The 21357-nt window shown below is 41.3% G+C and carries 26 protein-coding genes, 2 pseudogenes and 1 other annotated feature; of the genes and pseudogenes, 26 read left to right on the forward strand and 2 right to left on the reverse strand.

The window, feature by feature from the left end; all coding sequences use genetic code 11:
• Positions 1 to 34 precede the first annotated feature (34 nt).
• From mreC to D5F11_RS13125, 17 genes are all read left to right on the forward strand, one after another.
• Positions 35 to 904, forward strand: a complete 870-nt coding sequence (gene mreC / locus D5F11_RS13050; RefSeq protein WP_120116243.1) for a rod shape-determining protein MreC — start codon at positions 35 to 37, stop codon at positions 902 to 904.
• Entirely contained in the window at positions 904 to 1422 is a 519-nt protein-coding gene (gene mreD, locus D5F11_RS13055) for a rod shape-determining protein MreD (protein WP_185830682.1), read from the forward strand. Before mreC ends, mreD begins: the two co-directional genes overlap by 1 nt.
• Before the next feature lie 158 nt (positions 1423 to 1580).
• Positions 1581 to 2264, forward strand: a complete 684-nt coding sequence (minC, locus tag D5F11_RS13060) for a septum site-determining protein MinC (protein WP_120116241.1) — start codon at positions 1581 to 1583, stop codon at positions 2262 to 2264.
• A complete protein-coding gene (gene minD / locus D5F11_RS13065) occupies positions 2257 to 3063 on the forward strand; it encodes a septum site-determining protein MinD (protein WP_120116240.1) in 807 nt (268 codons plus the stop codon). Before minC ends, minD begins: the two co-directional genes overlap by 8 nt.
• Positions 3064 to 3262: 199 nt before the next feature.
• Positions 3263 to 3442, forward strand: a complete 180-nt coding sequence (locus D5F11_RS13070; protein WP_120116239.1) for a hypothetical protein — start codon at positions 3263 to 3265, stop codon at positions 3440 to 3442.
• A 563-nt stretch (positions 3443 to 4005) separates the two neighbouring features.
• A complete protein-coding gene (locus D5F11_RS27420) occupies positions 4006 to 4254 on the forward strand; it encodes a YfzA family protein (protein ID WP_425470813.1) in 249 nt (82 codons plus the stop codon).
• Between the two features lie 116 nt (positions 4255 to 4370).
• Positions 4371 to 4676, forward strand: coding sequence for a hypothetical protein (locus tag D5F11_RS13080; RefSeq protein ID WP_120116238.1), 306 nt, complete (start codon positions 4371 to 4373; stop codon positions 4674 to 4676).
• A 125-nt stretch (positions 4677 to 4801) separates the two neighbouring features.
• The gene (locus D5F11_RS13085; protein ID WP_120116237.1) at positions 4802 to 5572 is read left to right on the forward strand and encodes a M23 family metallopeptidase; all 771 of its coding nucleotides are present in this window, start codon (positions 4802 to 4804) and stop codon (positions 5570 to 5572) included.
• The gene (locus D5F11_RS13090; RefSeq protein ID WP_120116236.1) at positions 5565 to 6419 is read left to right on the forward strand and encodes a M50 family metallopeptidase; all 855 of its coding nucleotides are present in this window, start codon (positions 5565 to 5567) and stop codon (positions 6417 to 6419) included. Before D5F11_RS13085 ends, D5F11_RS13090 begins: the two co-directional genes overlap by 8 nt.
• Positions 6420 to 6474: 55 nt before the next feature.
• Positions 6475 to 6633, forward strand: coding sequence for a hypothetical protein (locus tag D5F11_RS26465; protein ID WP_185830683.1), 159 nt, complete (start codon positions 6475 to 6477; stop codon positions 6631 to 6633).
• 635 nt (positions 6634 to 7268) lie between these two features.
• Positions 7269 to 7454 (forward strand): hypothetical protein, encoded by a 186-nt coding sequence (locus tag D5F11_RS13095; protein WP_126646584.1) that lies wholly within the window; start codon positions 7269 to 7271, stop codon positions 7452 to 7454.
• A 155-nt stretch (positions 7455 to 7609) separates the two neighbouring features.
• Positions 7610 to 7691: a sequence feature (ribosomal protein L21 leader region), on the forward strand.
• 13 nt (positions 7692 to 7704) lie between these two features.
• Positions 7705 to 8013: a 50S ribosomal protein L21 gene (gene rplU, locus D5F11_RS13100; protein ID WP_120116234.1), complete on the forward strand. Its 309-nt coding sequence runs from the start codon at positions 7705 to 7707 to the stop codon at positions 8011 to 8013.
• 12 nt (positions 8014 to 8025) lie between these two features.
• The gene (locus D5F11_RS13105; protein ID WP_120116233.1) at positions 8026 to 8364 is read left to right on the forward strand and encodes a ribosomal-processing cysteine protease Prp; all 339 of its coding nucleotides are present in this window, start codon (positions 8026 to 8028) and stop codon (positions 8362 to 8364) included.
• Positions 8365 to 8370: 6 nt separating this feature from the next.
• A complete protein-coding gene (gene rpmA / locus D5F11_RS13110) occupies positions 8371 to 8661 on the forward strand; it encodes a 50S ribosomal protein L27 (RefSeq protein WP_120116232.1) in 291 nt (96 codons plus the stop codon).
• A gap of 323 nt (positions 8662 to 8984) precedes the next feature.
• Complete coding sequence (locus D5F11_RS13115) at positions 8985 to 9530, forward strand: Spo0B C-terminal domain-containing protein (RefSeq protein ID WP_120116231.1); 546 nt, start codon at positions 8985 to 8987, stop codon at positions 9528 to 9530.
• A gap of 22 nt (positions 9531 to 9552) precedes the next feature.
• Positions 9553 to 10845, forward strand: coding sequence for a GTPase ObgE (gene obgE, locus D5F11_RS13120; protein WP_120116230.1), 1293 nt, complete (start codon positions 9553 to 9555; stop codon positions 10843 to 10845).
• A gap of 26 nt (positions 10846 to 10871) precedes the next feature.
• Positions 10872 to 11327, forward strand: a complete 456-nt coding sequence (locus tag D5F11_RS13125) for an ACT domain-containing protein (RefSeq protein ID WP_120116229.1) — start codon at positions 10872 to 10874, stop codon at positions 11325 to 11327.
• A gap of 67 nt (positions 11328 to 11394) precedes the next feature.
• Here D5F11_RS13125 and D5F11_RS13130 read toward each other — a convergent pair whose 3' ends face one another.
• A complete protein-coding gene (locus D5F11_RS13130; protein WP_120116228.1) occupies positions 11395 to 11940 on the reverse strand; it encodes a transcription repressor NadR in 546 nt (181 codons plus the stop codon).
• Positions 11941 to 12098: 158 nt separating this feature from the next.
• Here D5F11_RS13130 and safA point away from each other — a divergent pair, with 158 nt between their 5' ends.
• From safA to D5F11_RS13160, 7 genes and pseudogenes are all read left to right on the forward strand, one after another.
• On the forward strand, positions 12099 to 13067 hold the full coding sequence (gene safA / locus D5F11_RS13135) for a SafA/ExsA family spore coat assembly protein (RefSeq protein ID WP_185830684.1): 969 nt from the start codon (positions 12099 to 12101) through the stop codon (positions 13065 to 13067).
• A complete protein-coding gene (locus D5F11_RS13140; RefSeq protein WP_120116226.1) occupies positions 13045 to 14055 on the forward strand; it encodes an aminoglycoside phosphotransferase family protein in 1011 nt (336 codons plus the stop codon). The genes safA and D5F11_RS13140 overlap by 23 nt, the downstream gene beginning before the upstream one ends.
• Before the next feature lie 86 nt (positions 14056 to 14141).
• On the forward strand, positions 14142 to 14858 hold the full coding sequence (locus tag D5F11_RS13145) for a YebC/PmpR family DNA-binding transcriptional regulator (RefSeq protein WP_120116225.1): 717 nt from the start codon (positions 14142 to 14144) through the stop codon (positions 14856 to 14858).
• 148 nt (positions 14859 to 15006) lie between these two features.
• Positions 15007 to 15147 (forward strand): hypothetical protein, encoded by a 141-nt coding sequence (locus D5F11_RS26470; RefSeq protein ID WP_185830685.1) that lies wholly within the window; start codon positions 15007 to 15009, stop codon positions 15145 to 15147.
• A 20-nt stretch (positions 15148 to 15167) separates the two neighbouring features.
• On the forward strand, positions 15168 to 15701 hold the full coding sequence (locus D5F11_RS13150; protein ID WP_120116224.1) for a BofC C-terminal domain-containing protein: 534 nt from the start codon (positions 15168 to 15170) through the stop codon (positions 15699 to 15701).
• Between the two features lie 173 nt (positions 15702 to 15874).
• A pseudogene (gene tnpA, locus D5F11_RS13155) lies at positions 15875 to 16338 on the forward strand (IS200/IS605 family transposase).
• 160 nt (positions 16339 to 16498) lie between these two features.
• A complete protein-coding gene (locus D5F11_RS13160; protein WP_120116223.1) occupies positions 16499 to 17272 on the forward strand; it encodes an exodeoxyribonuclease III in 774 nt (257 codons plus the stop codon).
• On the opposite strand, the gene D5F11_RS13165 is transcribed toward D5F11_RS13160, so the two are convergent.
• Positions 17269 to 18168, reverse strand: coding sequence for a DMT family transporter (locus tag D5F11_RS13165; protein WP_120116222.1), 900 nt, complete (start codon positions 18166 to 18168; stop codon positions 17269 to 17271). The two genes, D5F11_RS13160 and D5F11_RS13165, sit on opposite strands and share 4 nt — an antisense overlap.
• Positions 18169 to 18563: 395 nt before the next feature.
• Between D5F11_RS13165 and glmS the strand changes: the two genes are divergently transcribed.
• Complete coding sequence (gene glmS, locus D5F11_RS13170) at positions 18564 to 20363, forward strand: glutamine--fructose-6-phosphate transaminase (isomerizing) (RefSeq protein ID WP_120116221.1); 1800 nt, start codon at positions 18564 to 18566, stop codon at positions 20361 to 20363.
• Between the two features lie 403 nt (positions 20364 to 20766).
• A pseudogene (locus D5F11_RS13175) lies at positions 20767 to 21233 on the forward strand (NAD(P)H-binding protein).
• The last annotated feature ends 124 nt before the right edge of the window (positions 21234 to 21357 follow it).

Below are 21357 nucleotides of genomic sequence, written 5' to 3' on the forward strand. Positions count from 1 at the left end.
ACCGGCAGGCTATTTGAAGTTAGAGGTGGATATGATGCCGAATTTCTTTCTTAATAAGCGTCTCATCATCTTGCTGATCGGAATCATTATTCTCGTTTCTTTAATTGGTTTCTCACTTAGGGATAGGGAAAATATTTCACGTCCTGAACAGTTTGTGAAGGATATTGTGGGTTTTGGTCAATCACTTGCAGCAAAGCCCGCCCACAAATTTGCTGGGTTCTTTGAGAATATTGATGATTTGCAAAATACATATACTGAGAACAAAAAACTGAAGGCCCGTCTAGAGGGACTTGCAAAGCTTGAAAAAGAAATAGCGGATTTGAAAAAAGACAATAATGAGCTTAGAGAAGTATTAAAGAAAAAAGAGAGCTTAGGAGACTTTACACCTATTCAGGCGACGGTGATCGGCAGAACGCCTGACCGCTGGTATGAGCAGATCATTATCGACAAAGGAAAAAAGAGCGGGATTCAGCCTGATATGGCTGTCATCACCGGAAAAGGCCTGATAGGGAAGGTAGTTAGTACGTCAGAAATGACATCAACAATAGAGCTATTAAGTTCTGATAATGCAAGGTACCGTGTTGCAGCTGAAATTCAAATTAAGGGAAAGAAATCCGTGTACGGGTTAATTGACGGCTATGATCAAGAAAAGAAAATGATCATTATGAAGGATCTGCCTATTGACCAGGATAAGCTGAAGGCTGGACAAAATGTAGTTACATCAGGTATGGGAGGAATTTTCCCAAAAGGACTTGATGTTGGTAAGGTCGAGGAGCTTAAACTCGATCAGTTTGGTCTAACTCAGACAGCTTATGTGAAACCGTCGGCTGATTTCTATGATTTTGAGCATGTGATGGTTGTGTCCCGTTCAATGATGGGCGCGGAAGATAAGGGTGAGGAATGATGAAACGCGTTGTTCTTCCTCTTATCACTGTCCTTTGTTTTTACGGAGAAAGCATTTTCGTAGAATTGCTTCCGATATTTTCATTCCTAGATAACAGAATCGTAGTTCCTCGCTTTCTTCTAGTTGTTCTGATATTGATGGCAATCTATTACTTTCGGAATGTGACCTTAATTTATGCTGCGATCTTTGGTCTGCTATTCGATATATACTATACGGGAGTGATAGGGGCCTATTTATTTTTATTCCCTATCGCTGTTTATACAGCTTCCAAAATGGTGAAGGTTCTGCAGATAAATGTCCTGACATCAGGGTTAATCACTATAATTATCGTCGCTATAACAGAAGCTTTAATATACGGTTTAAATATTCTTTTGTTTGATGTGAATGTGACGGTATCTCAATTTATATATTCTCGACTGTTACCAACTTTGACATTGAATTTTATTTTCTATTTGATTATTTTCTTTCCTTTTTCCAGATGGCTGCAAAACAGAAGTAAAGAGATTTTCTCTGAATAATACTGCCAGCAGGCAAATATTTTCCAAAAAAGGAAAATTGGTGCCGTTTGTCGAAAATAGTGAAAATGACTCATTATTTTCGCGCTGTGAAAGTGATGTTTGTCTTTGAAAGGAGAAATAGGGCATTCCTCTTCGAGCCGTGAAGGTGCCCGCTTGACATGAAAACTCAAAACGTGATGATTAAAGGCACAAAAAGCGGCCTTTCGCTCCAATTGAATGATCGTTGCTCTTATGATGAAATTTTATCAGAGCTGGAGGAAAAAATCTCCGAGTTGAAAAGTTCAGAGGAAAATCAGCTTGTTTCGGTACGGATTCTTACAGGGAACCGCTATTTGACGACTGAGCAGGAGGAAGAGTTGAAAGAACTTATCCGCCAACAGAAAAATTTGATCGTCGAAGTAATTGAAAGTGATGTCATCACAAAAGAAGATGCCACGAGAATGGTAGAGAGTCAAGAAGTGACATCCGTTGCAGCAATTGTAAGATCGGGTCAGGTTTTGGAGGTCCCGGGAGATTTGCTGCTTGTAGGGGATGTGAATCCCGGCGGAACTGTAAGAGCTGGAGGAAACATTTTTATCATGGGAGCATTAAAAGGGGTTGCGCATGCTGGCTATTCTGGGTGGAATGATGCAGTCATCGTTGCTTCCTTCATGACTCCTTCACAGCTTCGGATCTCTGATTGCATCAGCCGAGCTCCTGACCATTACGATCAGGAGGAGCACCATCAAATGGAATGTGCCTATATTGATAAAAACCATCAAATAATGATTGATAGGCTTCAAGTGCTTAAGCATTTAAGGCCGAATATTACTAGATTCAAAGGGGGACATTATTATGGGTGAGGCGATCGTGATTACTTCCGGCAAGGGAGGAGTCGGAAAAACTACCACCTCCGCCAATCTCGGCACGGCACTTGCCTTGCAGGGTAAAAAGGTCTGCCTGATAGATACGGATATCGGACTCCGCAATCTGGATGTAGTACTGGGCCTGGAAAATCGAATCATTTACGATCTTGTTGATGTTGTGGAAGGAAGATGCAAGCCCCATCAAGCAATCGTCAAGGATAAAAGATTTGAAGATAAACTGTTCTTGTTGCCAGCTGCTCAGACAAGCGACAAAACGGCAGTCAGCCCCGAGCAGATGAAAAGTTTAGTTTCTGATTTAAAGCAGGAATATGATTATGTATTAATAGATTGCCCTGCCGGTATTGAGCAGGGATTTAAAAATGCGGTCGCAGGGGCCGATCAGGCAATAGTTGTGACAACACCGGAAATATCTGCAGTAAGGGATGCCGACAGAATCATCGGTATTCTTGAAAAAGAAGAAAACATCGGGCCGCCAAAATTAATCATCAACAGAATTAGAAGCAAGATGATGAAAGAAGGGGAAGTCCTAGACGTAGATGAAATTACTCAGCATTTATCCATCGATCTATTAGGGATTGTCCAGGATGATGAAGACGTCATAAAATCTTCTAACCAAGGCGAACCGATCGCTCTTGATCCGAACAGCAAAGCATCCATAGCGTACAGGAACATAGCAAGAAGAATATTGGGTGAATCTGTGCCCCTTCAATCATTGGATGAAGAGAAAGCTGGTATGTTCACACGAATTAAACAATTTTTCGGTGTGCGTTCTTAAAAAGGCTTGTGTAGCCTTTATTTTTGAAAGAATTTTCGGAACGTTGAAGCGAAAGTCATCATTTTGTTTGAAATCAAGATTTTCTAGAAGGTGATTCAAGCTTAGAATTAGGTATCATCTTTTACTATTCGCTCGTATATCAATTGTTGGAATATTTAACTTCATTCAGCAGAAGTCTCTCACTTCTGTAAGTGGTGAGATGAATGCATATTGGTATTCCATTCAGTGGGTGTTCAAACCCCGGCTGAATAAAGTTAAAGCCTCCGGAGGATGCCACAGATTTTCAGAGGAAATTTATCGAGCGGAGCTCGATAAAATCTGGGCGCAAATACGCCAAGGCGCATTTGATATGGCGAGATACTATAAAGACACGTATTAAATCCTTTTTATTGGAATTAATACGTGTCTTTTATTTTTCAATAAAATATTGACATTTGTTTTAGAAGGTATATATATTATGTATAGAGTATATATTCAATATTCAAAGAGGCTTCATGCATATATTCATTTCGCATAACTCTAAAGAGCCTATTTATGAAGGAATCTGCAATCAAATTTAATCAGAGATACTGTCAGGAGAAATTGTCTATGGGCTACGCATTGCCTCGTTTATGTGTCCATTTTCCTACGCATTTAAAAGCCATTATTTATTGACGGCTAGAATTTGATAGCGTATCGGTTTTAGCTGGTACAGTAATCACAATCCTAGTCATTTACAATATTTAATGGCTGTTATCTATCGATATCTACGAGAATAAGGCGTTTTAAGAAAGGGGATGTATTGGATGATTCTACTTGCTTTGAGCATTAACCGTAAGTTCATTTGTTTTAAAAGATTGAGAAACTATAAAATTAGATGAAATATTTTGTTCGAAGTAATAAGAAGGGGGGGTATTGCTTGGATGATTTTACTGTAAAAGAACAATCATTTTCCAAAAAGTCTTGGGTATTATCTATCAGTTCATTTGTTTTAATACAAATTTTTTTTTGACAATGGAGTTTACTGGATGGATTCCAAATCTAAAAGATATAGACGGGACTGTGTTCGGTAAAATTGCTGGATATACATTTATGGAAGATTGGTTTAACTTCTACGAAACGCCCTATTTTAATGTGTGTACTTTCATTTTTGGTATCGTCCTCCTTTCTCATGGCCTCATAGGGGCATTGAGAGATGTTTTTTCTAAATGAATTTTTGTAGCGGCATTGCATTATCTGTAGAGTTTTTTTCATTTATTCATTGCGGGGGTATCGAAATGTAATTTAACTTCATTCAGCAGAAATCTCCCACTTCTGTAAGTGGTGAGATGAATGTATATTGGTATTCCATTCAGTGGGGGTTCAAACCCCGGCTGAATAAAGTCAAAGCCCCCGGCGGATGCAACAGATTTTCAGAAGCAATTTATCTAACGGAGCTCGATAAAATCTGGGTGCAAATACGCCAAGGCGCATTTGATTGGCAGAAGCAACGAGAACTCTCCGATGCTCTTCATCTGAATGAAGCCGGCCGGTATGCTTCTTCAGGTTACCTCACCCCTATTTTGCAGGTTTTCATAGCGATTAGCACATCTTGTGGCCTTATATTGTCCCTCATGACAGTTGTACCCGTTTGAGGAGTGCACATCTCTTTCCTTTGAATCGTAGCATACAAAACCAGCTGACTCCGCTTTTCTACGTCATATTAACCAAGGACAAGTCATAGGTTAGTAGAAACTTAAATCGAGGGAGATGGTGGAGGATGAGCCATCGGGTGAACAAAATAAGGAAGCGGATAGAAAAAAGAAGGCGGGCAAACAACCGTGCCATGGAAAAGCCTAATGAATACATGTTGGATAAGTTGGATACTCCCACATATTATTCAGATGATGAGAAGAATATTTTTGAACCAAAAACCACCATACACCCTTTATGGCGGAAAGAAATATTTATGCTGAAGCTGCTTTTGTCTATTGCACTAATTCTTGTGGTGGGAATCCTTTTTCAGTCACCTTCTCCTGTATTTGATGATACTCGATCCATTGTCAAAAAAGCGATGGGAAAGGAATTTCAATTTGCTGCAGTCGCAAATTGGTACGAAAATCAATTTGGCAAACCGCTTTCTCTTTTTCCAAATGACAAAAAGGATTCAGATATCCAGCTTGCGAAAGAAGGGGATTACGCATTACCTGTTGGAGCTAAGATTTCTGAAGGTTTTTCGCATGATGGGAGAGGGGTCATGTTTCAGACTGAAAGTGCAGCAGAGGTGACAGCGGCAGCGGATGGAGTGGTTATTTTTTCGGGAAAAAAAGAGGATATCGGACAAACGGTTATCATCCAGCATAGTGACCATACCGAATCCTGGTATGGCAAGATGGACCAGGCGGCTGTTAAACCCCACGAGCATGTCAAAAGCGGCCAGGTGATTGGAGCAGTGTCCTCAAGCGAGGATGGAAATTACGGTGAATATTATTTTGCCTTTAAAAAAGAAGATGAATTTATTGATCCGATCCAGGTGATGGATCTTGATTAAATATGTGCGGCTTCTGGGAAAGGTTAGGATTCATCCTCTCTTTTGGCTGGTCGCAGGGATTGCCATTTTGACAGGATATTTTTGGGAGCTTTCCATCTTATTTATGATTGTCTTTATCCATGAGCTGGGACATGCAGCAGCTGCGCTGTTTTTCTCCTGGAAAATCAAGCGGATTCTGATCCTTCCATTCGGAGGCGCTTGTGAAGTTGATGAACATGGCAACCGTCCGATTTTTGAAGAACTAATCATCGTGGCAGCCGGGCCGCTTCAACATATCTGGCTTGCAGCTGGCGCTGTCCTTTTGGAGATGGCCGGATTGATCACAATGGAGTCCTTACTTTTGTTTCATAAATTTAATCTGATGATTTTTTTATTTAATCTGCTGCCTGTTTGGCCGCTCGATGGCGGTAAATTCCTTTATTTATTATTATCTGCCAGAAATCCTTTTTTACGGGCATTGAAAAAAACACTGATCAGCTCAGTGATTATATTATCTGTTATTCACCTTGCATTGATTATTGCTGCTCCATTCAATCTTCATATTTGGATTATCTTACTTTATTTATATTTGATCCTCTGGTTGGAGTGGAAGCAGGTCAGATATGTATTCATGAGGTTTTTGCTTGAAAGGTATTACGGCAAGCAATTGGGTATCAAAAGGCTTGAAGTTATTGAAGCAAGAGGCAATGATTTCATTTATCAGGCAATGGAAAAGTTCCAGCGTGACTGCAAACATTTAATTCATGTGGACAATGACCTTTCAATGGATGAAAACGAAATGCTACACGTATACTTTGCCAAAAAACAGGTGAACGCCCGTTTGAAAGAAATTGTTTCAAGTGACTGATGTTGGTAGCATTTAAATTTATTCAGCGGAAGTCTCCCACTTCTGTAAGTGTGGGATGAATGCCTATTGGTATTCCATTCAGTGGGAATTGAAACCCCGGCTGAATAAAGTTAAAGCCTCCGGCGGATGCCTCAGATTTCAGAGGGAATTTATCGAGCGGAGCTCGATAAAATCTGGTCGTAAATACGCCAAGGCGCATTTGATGTTTATCTGAAAATAAAGATTACAACAGGCATCAAAAAATCTGATTTTTGATGCCTGTTTTTTAAAATGCCAAAATGACCGAACGAAAGGAATGTTGGCAAAATTTGATTTTGCATTGTACCCATTTTTATGAACCCAATTATGTTTAATATAGTAATATTTTCAAAGGGGTATGCAAAATGCCATATTTTGTAGGGATAGCCATAGGAGTAATAATTATAGTTGCGATTTTATCATCATATTTGTTGAAAAAAATCCATCTAAGAATCATTACATTTTGCCAGGTGCGATTTTAACGATTATAACCCTAGTTGTAGCGATAATATCTTATTTTGCAATGGATGACTGGAGTACCATGGGGTATTTCATCTTATTTGTCTTTGTTGGTATAGCTTCATTCATGGGAACTATATTAGGAAAAAAATTTCACGCAGAGCATAAAAATTGAAGGAGTTGTGTGAACGGGCAACACCTATAATTGATCTGTTTATCAAGACACAAAAATGATTTTTTAATGATAACCCCTCCTTTGATTAATGACATGTTTTTGGTATCGTTTTTGAGTCAGAGTGAAAGAAAGATACGCGTGGAATCAAGCATTTTAACTTCATTCAGCAGAAGTCTCCCACTTCTGTAAGTGGTGAGATGAATGCCTATTGGTATTCCATTCAGTGGGGGTTCAAACCCCGGCTGAATAAAGTTAAAGCCTCCGGCGGATGCCATAGATTTTCAGCGGAAATTTATCGAGCGGACCTCGATAAAATCTGGGCGCAAATACGCCAAGGCGCATTTGATATACATAGAAAAAGCGAGCGATACAGGGCATCCTGAATTCAAAACTCTTCAACTGAATTCGCAATTGAATATTTTTCCGAACTATACGATTTTCGTACGTTTAGTTTGCAATCCAAATACAGACTTAAAAAATAAACTTACGTTGACAGTCAAAAAATCGTGTGATAAAATTGCAATGTTAGTCTGTAGCACCTGTGCTACAACCGCACGGACCAGGTTTTTCAAGTTCTGTCTCTGGATAGACACCTGCTTTCGGCGAGTCTTAGTGAATAAGGAGGTGCGGCATATGTACGCAATCATTGAAACTGGCGGAAAACAAGTCAAAGTTGAAGAAGGCCAAGCTATCTATGTAGAAAAGGTAGATGCGGCTGAAGGTGATACATTCACATTTGATAAAGTTCTTTTCGTTGGCGGCGATAACGTCAAAGTAGGGAACCCATTTGTTGAGGGAGCTACTGTCACAGCCAAAGTTGAACAACAAGGACGTCAAAAGAAGATCGTTGTTTTCAAATACAAGGCTAAAAAGAACTATCGCAGAAAGCAAGGGCATCGTCAGCCTTTCACAAAGCTTGTCATTGAAAAAATTAACGGTTAATGGGTTGAGAACATGATTTTTGTTGAGATTTGCCGAGACGACAAGGGAAAGATTACATCTTTTACGATGAGCGGTCACGCTGAATTCGCGGAAAAAGGCCAGGACATTGTTTGTGCTGGAGCATCGGCCGTTGCTTTCGGATCAATCAATGCAGTAATCAGTTTAACAGGAATTACACCAGACATTGAACAGACAGAAAGTGGCTTTCTTTCCTGTACGCTACCGGAAGGATTGCCGGCTGAAATATCTGAGCAGATTCAGCTTCTCCTTGAAGGCATGGCTATTTCTTTGCAAACCATTGAACGTGATTACAAAAAGTATATTAACATTATTTTTAAAAACAGGGGGTGAATCAATATGTTAAGATTGGATCTTCAATTTTTCGCATCCAAAAAAGGTGCGGGTTCCACTAAAAACGGCAGGGATTCCGAATCGAAGCGTCTAGGTGCGAAGCGTGCAGATGGCCAATTTGTATCCGGTGGTTCTATCCTTTACCGTCAACGCGGAACAAAGGTTCATCCTGGTGAAAACGTGGGCATCGGTAAAGATGATACTCTATTTGCAAAAGTTGACGGCGTAGTTCGTTTCGAACGGTTTGGTCGCAGCAAGAAAAAAGTGAGTGTTTACCCAGAAGCTCAAGAAGCATAATAAACATAAAGCTCTAACCGAAATGCCGGTTGGAGCTTTTTTATTCCAGCTTCGGCGTCCGTCTAGTGATCAACAGTTCTCCTGATCCGAAATATTAAAAGAAATCGTGTTGCCTTGTTACAAAGCTGGACGAATCATAATCGAAGAAAATTTCCACGGGGCTGAAGAAATCAGCAGCTTCTGCTCATAGCTCATTCGAGAAAGCTTTTATTCAGCTAGGAGTGTAAACTTTTATTTAGATATACATCAAAACATCCTATTCCGTACAGATTATTAATTTTGTTATAATATATAGTTAATAAGTCTAATCGAGGAGACTAGGGATGAGTAAAAATTGGACGATTCTAGAAACGTTAAAATACACACGCCATGATTGGTTGAACAGACTGCAGCTTATAAAAGGAAATATCTCATTGGGGAAAACTGAACAAGCTGAACGGATTATGGATGAAATTGTAATGGAGATGCAGCAGGAAGCCATGCTGTCCAACATAGAACTCCCTCGATTTGCCGAAAAATTATTAACACATAATTGGAGCGGCAGCCATTTCAAAGTTGAGTATGAACTTATCACACTGCCTAAAAAATTTCCTCTGCATGATGATCTGCTTACAGAATGGATCTGCGCTTTTTTTGAACAGCTGAACAAGGCAATTTTACCTTTTTACGAAAACTGTTTATATGTGAAAATTGAATCTACGGAAGAAATGGTGCGGTTTCTTTTTGAGTTCAACGGTATAATAGAAAATGAAACAGAACTTAAAAAATGGCTGCAGAGCAATGACAATTATCCTGATCAGGTCGAATTTGATCAAGTAGGGGAAAATGATTGGCTCATCCAGGCGGTATTTTATCAAATGAACGGTTAGTTGGCAGATTGGAGTGTCTTATATGTTTGTTGATCGAGTCAAGATATACGTTAAAGGCGGAGATGGCGGAAACGGCATGGTAGCCTACAGGCGTGAAAAATATGAACCTATGGGCGGCCCGGCTGGCGGTGATGGAGGAAAAGGTGCCAGTGTTATTTTTATGGTAGATGAAGGCCTCCGCACCTTGATGGACTTTCGCTATCAACGCCATTTTAAAGCACATCGCGGTGAAAATGGTATGTCCAAAGGCCAGCATGGAAAAGGGGCTGCAGATCTCGTTATCAAAGTTCCGCCTGGTACTGTAGTAACGGATGAAGAGACTGGAGAAGTCATTGCCGACTTGGTCCAAAATGGCCAAAGAGCGGTTATAGCCAAAGGAGGACGCGGTGGAAGGGGAAATATTCGCTTTGCGACACCTGCTAATCCGGCGCCAGAAATAGCAGAAAATGGTGAGCCGGGCCAGGAGAGAGATGTTATTTTAGAGTTGAAGCTTCTGGCAGATGTGGGTCTGGTCGGATTCCCGAATGTTGGAAAGTCAACCCTGCTTTCAGTCGTTTCAGCTGCTAAACCGAAAATTGCGGATTATCATTTTACAACCATTAAGCCTAATCTAGGTGTTGTCCAAACAGAAGATGACAGAAGCTTTGTTATCGCTGATTTGCCCGGATTGATTGAAGGGGCACATGAAGGCATTGGGCTGGGCCATCAATTTCTGCGTCATGTGGAAAGGACAAGGGTTATCGTACATGTAATCGACATGTCAGCAACTGAAGGCCGAGACCCGTATCAGGATTTCGTGAGCATCAATGAGGAGTTAGAGCAATATAATCTTCGTCTGATGGAGAGGCCGCAAATCATTGTTGCCAATAAAATGGACATGCCAGAAGCAGAAGAGAATCTGAAGGAGTTCAAGGCGCGACTTGAACAGGACTATCCGATCTACCCTATCTCAGCATTGACAAAACAGGGGGTAAGGGAGTTGCTGTTCGCTATTGCCGATAAATTAGAAGTAACTCCAGAGTTCCCGCTTTATGAAGAGGTTGAGATAGAAAAAGCGGTGAACCGTGTTGTGTATAAGTATGAAGAGGATGAAATGTCTTTTAACATCACACGCGATCCTGATGGCAGCTTCGTAGTCAGCGGTGCTAAGGTCGAACGCTTGTTTAAAATGACCGACTTTTCTCGGGAGGAGTCTGTACGCCGATTTTCACGTCAACTCAGATCCCTTGGGGTAGATGACGCCCTTCGGAAAAGAGGGGCAAAAGATGGCGACACAGTCCGCTTGCTTGAGTTTGAATTTGAGTTTGTTGATTAGGTCTTCTTTGCTTGGAGGGGAGTGCCTTGGGGAAAAGGGAATTTAACCAGAAATTTTTTTTAGTAAGAGAAGATGTGCTGCCTGAAGCAATGAAAAAAACTTTAGAGGCAAAAGCATTGTTAGAAAGGGGTTCGGCGGAATCCATTTGGGATGCGGTCCAGCAAGTGGACTTGAGCCGAAGTGCTTATTATAAATACAAAGATACGGTTTTTCCATTTCATACGGTTGTAAAAGAAAAAATCATATCGTTGTTTTTCTTCCTTGAAGACAAGCCGGGAGCGCTCTCCAAGCTGCTTGGAACCGTGGCAGCTTCCAAATGCAACGTGCTGACCATCCATCAGACTATCCCGTTACAGGGAAGGGCCAATGTCACGTTGTCGTTAGATATCACTGAAATGACTGTGGATATGGATGAACTTCTCACGGAATTCAGGAGGCTGGAATTTGTGATAAAAGTAGAAGTTTTGAGTTCCGGAGGGTAAAAAGAAAAGCGCAAGTGGCTACGCAATACTTAAAAAACGGGATACCTCATAAGAGGAGATCCCGTTTTTAATTTTCCTCTGCCAGAATACCGGCTTTATTGAGGGCTTTTTTCGCGTTTAATATCATTTGCTCATCAGCTGCAGTCAATATATGTAAATGTAATCCAGAAGTCAGTTCCGATAGCAGGGATGCATTTGTATTTCGGATGCTCTTTAAAAAAGCTTGAACCTCCTTTCTGTTTGAAACCATTATAGAGGCGGTCAAATCCCCATACACAGGATGTTCTACAATTACGTTTTTCACCGTCACTCCATGATCAACAATGATATTCATTTCTTGCTCCGCCTGGCTGGGGTCATGTTGGCAGGCTATGATCCTTTCCACAAGACTTTGACTTCCGGCGCGCATATACAGATAGCCTTGGCTTGTAGCAATGATCGGTTCATTCCGTGCTTTCAATAAAGTCATATCTCCGACGATCACCTGGCGGCTTACATTGGTTTTTTTGGCCAATGCTGTGCCTGTAACAGGACCGGAGCTGTTCTTTAAGTAGTTAAGGAGCCATTCCCTTCTTTCTTCCCCGAGCAGTTTCTTTTCTAATTCTTTACTCACGTGCCCATCCCCTGTTCAAATTCTTTATATAAATAGTAGCATATTTGTTCCCCAGCATAAATAATCTTCCTCTTTCATATGTATTTTTGAGAAGTTGAATAACAATTTGCCCAATTAATCATACACTGTATGGACATATGCCTGAGGAGGGGAAACAAGTGAAGATCCATATCGTGCAGAAGGGGGATACTCTGTGGAAAATCGCCCAAAAATATGGCGTAAACTTCGAAGAGTTGAAAAAGATGAACGCGCAATTGTCGAATCCGGATATGATCATGCCCGGAATGAAAATAAAAGTTCCAGCAGGTGGGACACATGTAAAAAAAGAAAAGCCCCATGTGTCGCATGGAGGTCATAAAGAAATGCCAAAAGAGCACCATCATCCCCCAAAAGTTCACAAGGAAGTGAAAAAAGAAATCATTAAAAAAGAAGTGCCACAAAAAATCTACCAGCCGGTCATGCCGCAGCCGCTTCCTGAAATTGATGTAAGCAACTACTATATGATGAACATGAATCAAATGCAGGCACAGGTTCAGCAACAGCCGCCGCCAAAAGAAGTGGAAGTAGTAAAAGAAGTGCCTCAAGTAGAAGTGATGCCTATACAAGGAGGTTGTCCGCCAGTGTATCCACAATATTACTGTCCACCGCCAGTCATGCCGGTTTGCGATCCGTGCTATCCGTACCCTATGATGCCGCAAGTGCAAGGCATGATGGCCTATCCGCAAATGCCAATGGGTGGATATATGCAACAGATGCCAATGTATACCCAAATGCCAGCCGTGATGCCAGCAGCAGAATATGGAGTAATGCCTCAGCATTGGGGAGACGAATCATCCAGTTCTTCATCAATGGAAATGTATCATCACCACCACGGACATCATCATGGGCATCATCACCATCACGACCATCACCATATGGGAGAAGAGGTGAATGATCCGCCGCCATATTCAGCTATGCCAATGCAGGGGTGGTCTCAGCCATCTGGAGGATACCCAATGATGCCAGTCCAGCAAGGTCAGCCAATGGGAATGCCGTATGGAACAATGCCTTTTGGTCAGCAGCCCATGCCGGGAGCAGGAGGACCTTACCCAATGATGCCAAGGGTTGACGAAGAAGAAGATGACTAATATCTTCAATCAATCGAGAGACGGATTCAATTCCCGTCTCCTTCTTTATTTAAAAAAAAGAACCGGAATCGATTTCAGAAAAATATCCAACATTAAAAAAGCAGTTTGGATTACCTCTTCTGAAAATGAACGCTGGATTATCAAGGAATTTCCCAACTCTGACAAGTTGATTCAACAAGTCCAATTGACGGAACTTTTATGGAAGCATGGGTTCCACAACACTTATAGATTTCATCCTATTCACAGAAACGGGCCTTGTTATTTTGAGGGAAGATGTCTCGGAATTATTCAATATATAGAATCCCTAAAACATAAACGGTTCTATTACGACAGCGCGGAAAACCGGGAAGAGGCTCTTTCGCTGTTATGCCGTTTTCATTCTACAACCTCAAAATGTGTGCCTCAACTGAAAGATAAACTGATTAAATTCGATTTATTGAAGAAATGGGAAAAGCGCCTGGAAAACTTTAAAAGAAATTTTGTTTCTCTCAAAGGATTATCCGTATATCCCCATTTAGATAAATATATTGCGATTGGTGAAGCTTCTCTGCAAATCATGCGGGGTCATAAAGCCTATTTTTCTATGGGGCCATACTGTATCTTGCATGGAGACCTGGCCCATCACAATTTTATTAGGCAAGCTGATGGCAGTCTTTTTATGATTGATTTTGATCTAGCGAGCATCGGCCCGAAACAGATAGATATCCTCCAATATTGCAACCGCATCTTGCCTGAAATTGGCTGGTCCCCGACCCGTCTGTTTGCCGAAGGAGAAGCGATCAGCCAATTTAAAAAGGACATTCCTTTCCTGGCGGCATTATTATACCCTGCTGATATCTTTAGGGAATGGAATTATTTCAGCGACTATGATAAAAAGAAGCAGAAAAAATACTGGAAGCATCTAAAGGATATAACATTCCATCAATTTGAAAAAAGGATGGTTTTCTCTAAGTGGATCGTCAATCAAATTGAAGGTGATACGGAATAAAGCCGCTTGGAAATTTTCTCATTTGCTAAGTCGTACCTTTTCAATATATGATATGATAGAAAGGTTTGTTAGAGGGAGGATTACAAATGGCTGGACATTCCAAGTGGAAAAATATTCAAAATAGGAAAAACGCCCAAGATGCAAAGCGTGGGAAAATTTTCCAAAAACTTGCCAAAGAAATCTATGTTGCTGCAAAAAGCGGCGGAGGAGATCCGGACACGAATCCTTCGCTTCGTCTTGTAATCGAGAAAGCTAAGTCGGCTAATATGCCAAACGATAATATCAAGCGGGCAGTTGATAAAGCGGCCGGGAACCAAGACGGCGAAAACTATGAGGATATCATTTATGAAGGTTACGGTCCTGGCGGGGCGGCCGTCATGGTATTGTGCCTGACTGATAATAAAAACCGGACTGCATCCAATGTCCGTCATGCTTTTACAAAAAACGGTGGGAATCTTGGAGAATCAGGTTGCGTCTCTTACATGTTTGACCGAAAAGGGTATCTTGTAATCGAAAGAGACGGACTTGATATTGAAGAAGATGATCTGTTGCTACAGGCAATTGAAGCCGGTGCAGAAGATATGGAAACTAGCGAAGAAGTTTTTGAAATTTATACTGAGCCGGAAAGCTTCATGGATGTAAAAGAAAGCCTTGAAAATGAAGGATTTGAATTTGCGTCAGCGGAAGTTACAATGGTGCCGCAAACAGAAGCTGAGCTAGACGAAGAACAGCAGGAGAAACTTGAAAAACTCATCGACATGCTTGAAGACGATGACGACGTCCAGGACGTCTATCATAACTAAAAAAGCTATTCCAAAAGATGTGAATTCTTTTGGAATAGCTTTTTTTTAATGGATATTCATGTAAAAAAAGGTCACACTAAATCTTATAAAGATTTAACTTCATTCAGCAGAAGTCTCCCACTTCTGTAAGTGGTGAGATGAATGCCTATTGGTATTCCATTCAGTGGGGGTCAAAGCCCGGCTGAATAAAGTTAAAGCCTCCGGCGGATGCTACAGATTTTCAGGGGGAATTTATCGAGCGAAGCTCGATAAAATCTGGGCGCAAATACGTCAAGGCGCATTTGATTAAAGGTGTAGAGGTGATCTGAAATGAGAGCCATTTTAGTTTTGATTCTTTTAACTGGCGGTATGTTTGTCAGTAATATTGTTTATGAGCCAGTACAAGTACAGGCAGAGCAGATGTACGATGCCCCCTCTGTCACAAACGAACAGCCCTTGGAGCTAACTGTCCATTTAAAGAAGGTTTACTTGGATGGTGAGGCCAGCGAAGAGATTGTGAAAGAAACGATATTTGCTTTGGAAGATTTTTGGGCAAAGTATGAGTCTTGGCAGCTTGTCGATATGGATGAAGAACGCCTTTTATTTGAAAAGAAGGTCGATGATATTTCACCTTTATTAAAAATGAACGGTTATTTTGGTATTACGGATGATGGGACTTTGTCCATTTTTAATGGCAAGCCTGAAGAATCGGATGTCATCCAGTCTTTTTTTCAAATTGATGTGAAGAAGCTGGAGAGCAGTCAGCAAATGAGGTTGATGCAGGGAATTCCGGTTAATACAAAAGAGGAATACTCAGAAGTTGTCGAAAGCATGAAAAAATATTCCATCAAAAAAGCGAAATAAGCTAAGGCCGGGAATCTGTCGGAATCCCGGCTTTCCTTATTGGATAAATGAAAACCATACGCTAGGCGTATGGTTCAGGAGAGCTTATAACGATGTATAAAAAAGGCTCATTCGCGGTGTTAAAATAAATTTTGGTTCGCCACCCAAATTTATACACCAAGGAGGGACCCATTATGTCCTCCGACAAAAACAGTTTAGCACATACAAAATGGAATTATAAGTATCACATCGTCTTTATCGAAATAAATCAATTATGGAAAACTAAAACAAGATATAGGACAAATATTACGGCAATTGTGTGAAAGAAAAGGCGTAGAAATTTTAGAAGCTACAGCGTGTATATTCATATGTTGGTTAGTATTCCGCCGAAAATAAGTGTATCGTCTTTTGTGGGATATCTAAAGGGAAAAAGCGGTTTGATGATTTTTGATCGGCAGGCCAATTTAAAATATCGGTATGGAAATAGGAAATTTTGGTGTAACGGATTTTATGTGGATACAGTAGGAAGAAATAAGAAAGTAATTGAAGAGTACATTCGAAATCAATACAAGGTGATATAGTTGCAGAGCAATTAAGTGACGGAATTCATCGATCCATTACAGGTGAAGAAGTAAAGAGAAAAAATGAAAAGAGATAGGGGAATCCTTTTAGGGTTGGCCGGAAGAGTAGTGCGGTTGGCGAACTTTTCAGTGCCCTTTCAGGGCTGGCCAGCAACAAAGGTTTTCATCTGCTTGTTTGCCTGGCGAAAGAATGGCACAATAGGTGATAGAATAATAGACAGAGGGAGAAGTCACCGGATGAAATTCGTATCATGGAATGTGAATGGGCTCAGGGCTTGCGTACGCAAGGGTTTTTTGGACCATTTTAATCAATTGGATGCAGATATTTTTTGCCTACAGGAAACAAAGCTTCAAGAAGGCCAGATTGATTTAGAGTTGGATGGATACCATCAATATTGGAATTATGCGGTCAAGAAAGGCTATTCTGGGACTGCTGTTTTTACTAAACACGAACCGTTGTCTGTGAGTTATGGCGTTGGGGAGTCTGATCGTGAAGAAGAAGGCAGGATTATTACGCTTGAATTTGACCAATTTTATTTGGTTAATGTGTATACGCCAAATGCACAGAGGGATCTGGCGCGTCTTGACTACCGGCTGGAATGGGAAGACCGTATGCTTTTATATTTGAAAGAATTGGATCAGAACAAACCGGTTATTATGTGTGGAGATTTGAATGTTGCCCATCAAGATATTGATTTGAAAAATTTTAAGTCGAACAAGGGCAATTCAGGATTTACAGATGAGGAGCGTGGGAAATTCTCCACGCTGCTGGAACATGGTTTTGTTGATAGTTACCGCCACTTTTATCCAGATAAGGAGGGCGCCTACACGTGGTGGTCCTACATGCACAAAGTGAGGGAAAGGAATATCGGCTGGCGGATCGACTATTTTATCGTTTCGGAAAGATTTAAAGACCAGTTAAAAGATGCGCATATATACTCTGATGTGATGGGGAGCGACCATTGCCCGGTTGCTTTGGAAATAGGGGTCAGACCCTCTTTAGTACACTAAAGAGGGTCTGACCCCTTATAGTATTTCTTCTTGCCAATAAAATTGACCACAAACACGCTGGAGATGGCAATTGCCCCGCCAATGAGCGATAAGGTGCTTGGCCATTCGCTTAACCAGAACCAGGCAATCATAATGGCGAGGGCAGGCTCAAGGTACAGCATGCTTGAAAGTGTTGTTGTGTTGCCGGCAGATAGGGCGATGGCCCATGTGGCGTATGCGATGGCAGCCGGGAAAATACCGACATATAAAGCGGAAACGTGGGCAGCCGTAGATGCTTCCTGGATGTTTTCCCATAGACCCGGCATGAAAACAAGCATAGGCAAGGTACCTGCCCATGTAAAATAGGCAGTCAAATCAATCGGATTATACCGTTCCAGTAAAGGCTTTTGAAAGACAAAAAAGATGGAAGTGCCAATAGTAGCGATTAAAATGTAAATGGTTCCTTTTGAAATGGTAAAAGATGCACCTGATGATCCGATCGTGATTAAGATAATACCTATGAAGCCAATGCCCAAACCGATCCAGCCAAACAAGTCCATTCTCTCTTTCAGGACGATCACCGCAATAATGGAAGTGAATACAGGAGCAGATCCGATAATCATGCTCGCGGTTCCGGCGGAAACAGTCTGTACCCCGAATGTAAGTCCAATATGGTAAACACTGATTCCCATAAAACCGAGGAACACGATCCTGACTAAGTCCTTTTTTTCAGGAAGACGCATATTTACCCCGGGCCAAAAGGCATATAGAAGAAAAACCCCGGAGGCAATTAAAAATCTGAGAAGAACAAGATGAGCAGCAGTATATCCACCAAGCAAGCTAGCTCGTACACCGGCAAATCCCGATGACCAAATCATGATCGTAATGACAGCCATCCAAAATGCTTTTTTATTCACACACAACCTCCTAATCGCAAAATGCAGTAAAACAGCATAGTTATAACATATAACGATATTATTGATTTTACCATTGACTGCAAAAAAAGGAATATAGTATGATATTCATGTTTCATTTTTAGTCTGAATGGAAAGGAGCATTGTAAGGTTTTTTTAAAGCGCCAGAACTGGTGAATGTACTTGCAGTAACAGATTGCCAGTTGACGAGGAGGAGGTTTATCGAGCGTTCGGCGGATACCTCCCGGCTGCGGCACACAGTCGAATTTTCTTTCGTAAATCATGCGAGGCGACTCGGTGGACAAAGGAAAGGAAATGTGTCCGATAAAAAATGAATATGAAATAGAGGGTAAGTGTGCCCTCGAGCTGCTTGCCCTCCTTTCACAGGAGGAAACAAAATGTGCGGAATTACTGGTTATATCGGAACAAATGATGCGAAGGAAATATTGTTAAAAGGCTTGGAAAAGCTCGAATATCGCGGCTATGATTCGGCTGGAATTGCTGTCTTCAATCAGGACGGTGTTCACATTTTTAAAGAAAAAGGACGAATTGCAGACATGCGGGCAGTTGTGGACGGAACAGTAACTGCCAAAGTGGGAATCGGACATACACGCTGGGCTACGCACGGAGCGCCAAGTAAAGGCAATGCCCATCCGCATCAAAGTGCTTCTGGACGTTTTACATTGGTTCATAATGGTGTCATCGAAAATGAATCTGAGCTTAGAGTGGAGTATTTACAAGATGTGAAATTCAACAGCGATACAGATACCGAAGTGATTGTTCAGCTTGTGGAGAAGTTTGCGAAAGACATGGAGACGGAAGAAGCTTTCATGAAAACTCTTCGCTTGCTCAACGGCTCCTACGCGATCGCAATGTTGGATACAGAAGCGACTGATACCATCTTTGTTGCTAAAAATAAAAGTCCTTTATTGGTCGGAGTCGGAGAAGACTTTCATGTTGTGGCAAGTGATGCTATGGCGATGATTGAAATCACGGATCAATTCATTGAATTGATGGATAAAGAGATCGTCATTGTGAAAAAAGATCAGGCGGATATTTATAATTTGCAAGGCGAAGTCATCATTAGAGAGCCTTATCACGCGGAACTGGACGTTACGGATATCGAAAAAGGAACCTATCCTCATTTTATGCTGAAAGAAATTGATGAGCAGCCTCTTGTCATGAGAAAGATCATCCAAGCGTATCAGAATGCAGATGGTAATCTAGAGATCGACAGCGATATTAAACATGCCATGGCGGCCGCAGACCGGATTTATATCGTTGCCTGCGGAACAAGCTATCATGCGGGATTGGTTGGAAAGCAGCTGATTGAAAAGCTAGCGGGAATTCCGGTAGAAGTGCATCTTGCGAGTGAATTCGGCTATAACATGCCTTTGCTTTCAGCAAAACCATTATTCGTTTTCATTTCTCAGAGCGGGGAAACAGCGGACAGCAGAGCCGTGTTGGTGAAAGTGAAGGAAATGGGGTATCGTGCTTTAACGATTACGAATGTTCCGGGATCAACGCTTTCAAGAGAAGCGGATTACACTTTGCTACTTCATGCAGGTCCTGAAATTGCCGTGGCTTCAACAAAAGCATACACAGCACAGGTGGCTGTTTTAGCAATATTGGCGTCTGCGACAGGTTCTGCAAAAGACACGATTGCAGAATTTGATTTGGTAAAAGAACTCGGAATCGTCGCCAACGCAATGGAAATCTTATGTGATACTAAAGAAGAGTTCGAGCTGATGGCGATCGAATACTTGCCTGCAGCCATCAACTGCTTTTTCATAGGCCGTTCCATTGACTATTTCGTCGGATTGGAAGGAGCTCTGAAACTGAAAGAAATTTCCTATATCCAGGCCGAGGGGTTCGCCGGAGGAGAGCTGAAGCACGGTACAATAGCACTGATTGAGGAACAAACACCTGTCATAGCACTTGCTACGCAGGCTAGAGTCAACGGAAGCATCAGGGCAAACGTGAAGGAAGTGGCTGCCCGCGGAGCCAATAATTGTATCATTTCAATGAAAGGATTGGAAACAGAGGGAGACCGCTTCGTGTTGCCGGCAGTCCATGAACTGCTCACACCGCTGGTCTCAGTTATCCCGCTGCAGCTGATTGCCTACTATGCCGCATTGCACCGTGGGTGTGACGTTGATAAGCCGAGGAATTTGGCGAAGAGTGTGACGGTGGAGTGATGGGGTAGCTGTTTCTATTTAATTTTTGTTTCATCATAATAAAGTTGTTTAAATAATAATAAAGTCGTTTAAAAAATAATAAAGTTATTTAAAAAACACACGTCTTTGAGTACAATGGATGTATTCAAACGTGTGTTTTTTTATTCTGAAAATGGAGAGGTAGATGGTAATGTCAAAGCGTAATACTTCTTGGAATGAGGAAAAAATTAAGTTGTACCTAAGTTAACAGATTTCTTTAGCAAGAATCTTTAGGAATTTAGTATTTATAGAAAATCTAAAATAATCATTACATTAGAGAAACGGAAAGGGAGTTTTGTATTTGACTAATGTATTGATTCTTGGAGCTAATGGGCAAATTGCACGTTATGCTATTGATTTATTCTTAGGCGAAACGGATGCATAATTGACTCTATATCTACGCAACTCAAATAGACTAAGAAAATATGAGTCTGATCGTGTACGCATAATTGAAGGTGACGTTCGGGATATTGCAACATTAAAGGAAGCAATAGTAGGACAAGATGTTGTCTATGCGAATTTAGCTGGTGATCTGGAGGAACAAGCGAAGGCTATTGTGGAGGCAATGGATACGACCGGGGTGAAACGTTTGATCTTTATCAGCTCGGTTGTATTTATGATGAAGTCCCAGGGGAATTTGGGAAATTTACTAATCGTGCAATCGACCAATATTTAGGCCCATATCGAAAGTCTGTGGATATTATTGAGGCTTCAGACCTTAACTATACAGTATTAAGACCCGCATGGCTAACGGATAATGATGAGATTGATTATGAGATTACCCAAAAAGAAGTGCCATTTAAAGGAACGGAAGTATCACGTAAGAGTGTTGCGTCCAAGTCGTTAAATTAGTTGAGTCACCGGGCCAACCATTTTACATAATCGGAATATTCTGTACAAACCGGAATGGAAGAATAGAAGGAAATCCGAAAAATCCTCTATTTTGAGTACCAACTTTTTAGCAGAAAAAGGATAG

Source organism: Siminovitchia terrae (assembly GCF_003605405.2).
GTDB classification, from domain to species: Bacteria; Bacillota; Bacilli; order Bacillales; family Bacillaceae_C; genus Siminovitchia; species Siminovitchia terrae.

Bases quoted from the DNA above. Each gene is read 5' to 3' on its own strand.
- D5F11_RS26465 (WP_185830683.1), top strand. From the start codon at position 6,475: ATGAATGCCTATTGGTATTCCATTCAGTGGGAATTGAAACCCCGGCTG.
- D5F11_RS13080 (WP_120116238.1), top strand. From the start codon at position 4,371: ATGAATGTATATTGGTATTCCATTCAGTGGGGGTTCAAACCCCGGCTG.
- mreC (WP_120116243.1), top strand. From the start codon at position 35: ATGCCGAATTTCTTTCTTAATAAGCGTCTCATCATCTTGCTGATCGGA.
- obgE (WP_120116230.1), top strand. From the start codon at position 9,553: ATGTTTGTTGATCGAGTCAAGATATACGTTAAAGGCGGAGATGGCGGA.
- D5F11_RS13070 (WP_120116239.1), top strand. From the start codon at position 3,263: ATGAATGCATATTGGTATTCCATTCAGTGGGTGTTCAAACCCCGGCTG.
- D5F11_RS13105 (WP_120116233.1), top strand. From the start codon at position 8,026: ATGATTTTTGTTGAGATTTGCCGAGACGACAAGGGAAAGATTACATCT.
- minC (WP_120116241.1), top strand. From the start codon at position 1,581: ATGAAAACTCAAAACGTGATGATTAAAGGCACAAAAAGCGGCCTTTCG.
- D5F11_RS13115 (WP_120116231.1), top strand. From the start codon at position 8,985: ATGAGTAAAAATTGGACGATTCTAGAAACGTTAAAATACACACGCCAT.
- rpmA (WP_120116232.1), top strand. From the start codon at position 8,371: ATGTTAAGATTGGATCTTCAATTTTTCGCATCCAAAAAAGGTGCGGGT.
- rplU (WP_120116234.1), top strand. From the start codon at position 7,705: ATGTACGCAATCATTGAAACTGGCGGAAAACAAGTCAAAGTTGAAGAA.
- glmS (WP_120116221.1), top strand. From the start codon at position 18,564: ATGTGCGGAATTACTGGTTATATCGGAACAAATGATGCGAAGGAAATA.
- D5F11_RS13095 (WP_126646584.1), top strand. From the start codon at position 7,269: ATGAATGCCTATTGGTATTCCATTCAGTGGGGGTTCAAACCCCGGCTG.
- D5F11_RS13150 (WP_120116224.1), top strand. From the start codon at position 15,168: ATGAGAGCCATTTTAGTTTTGATTCTTTTAACTGGCGGTATGTTTGTC.
- D5F11_RS13145 (WP_120116225.1), top strand. From the start codon at position 14,142: ATGGCTGGACATTCCAAGTGGAAAAATATTCAAAATAGGAAAAACGCC.
- D5F11_RS13160 (WP_120116223.1), top strand. From the start codon at position 16,499: ATGAAATTCGTATCATGGAATGTGAATGGGCTCAGGGCTTGCGTACGC.
- mreD (WP_185830682.1), top strand. From the start codon at position 904: ATGAAACGCGTTGTTCTTCCTCTTATCACTGTCCTTTGTTTTTACGGA.
- D5F11_RS13085 (WP_120116237.1), top strand. From the start codon at position 4,802: ATGAGCCATCGGGTGAACAAAATAAGGAAGCGGATAGAAAAAAGAAGG.
- minD (WP_120116240.1), top strand. From the start codon at position 2,257: ATGGGTGAGGCGATCGTGATTACTTCCGGCAAGGGAGGAGTCGGAAAA.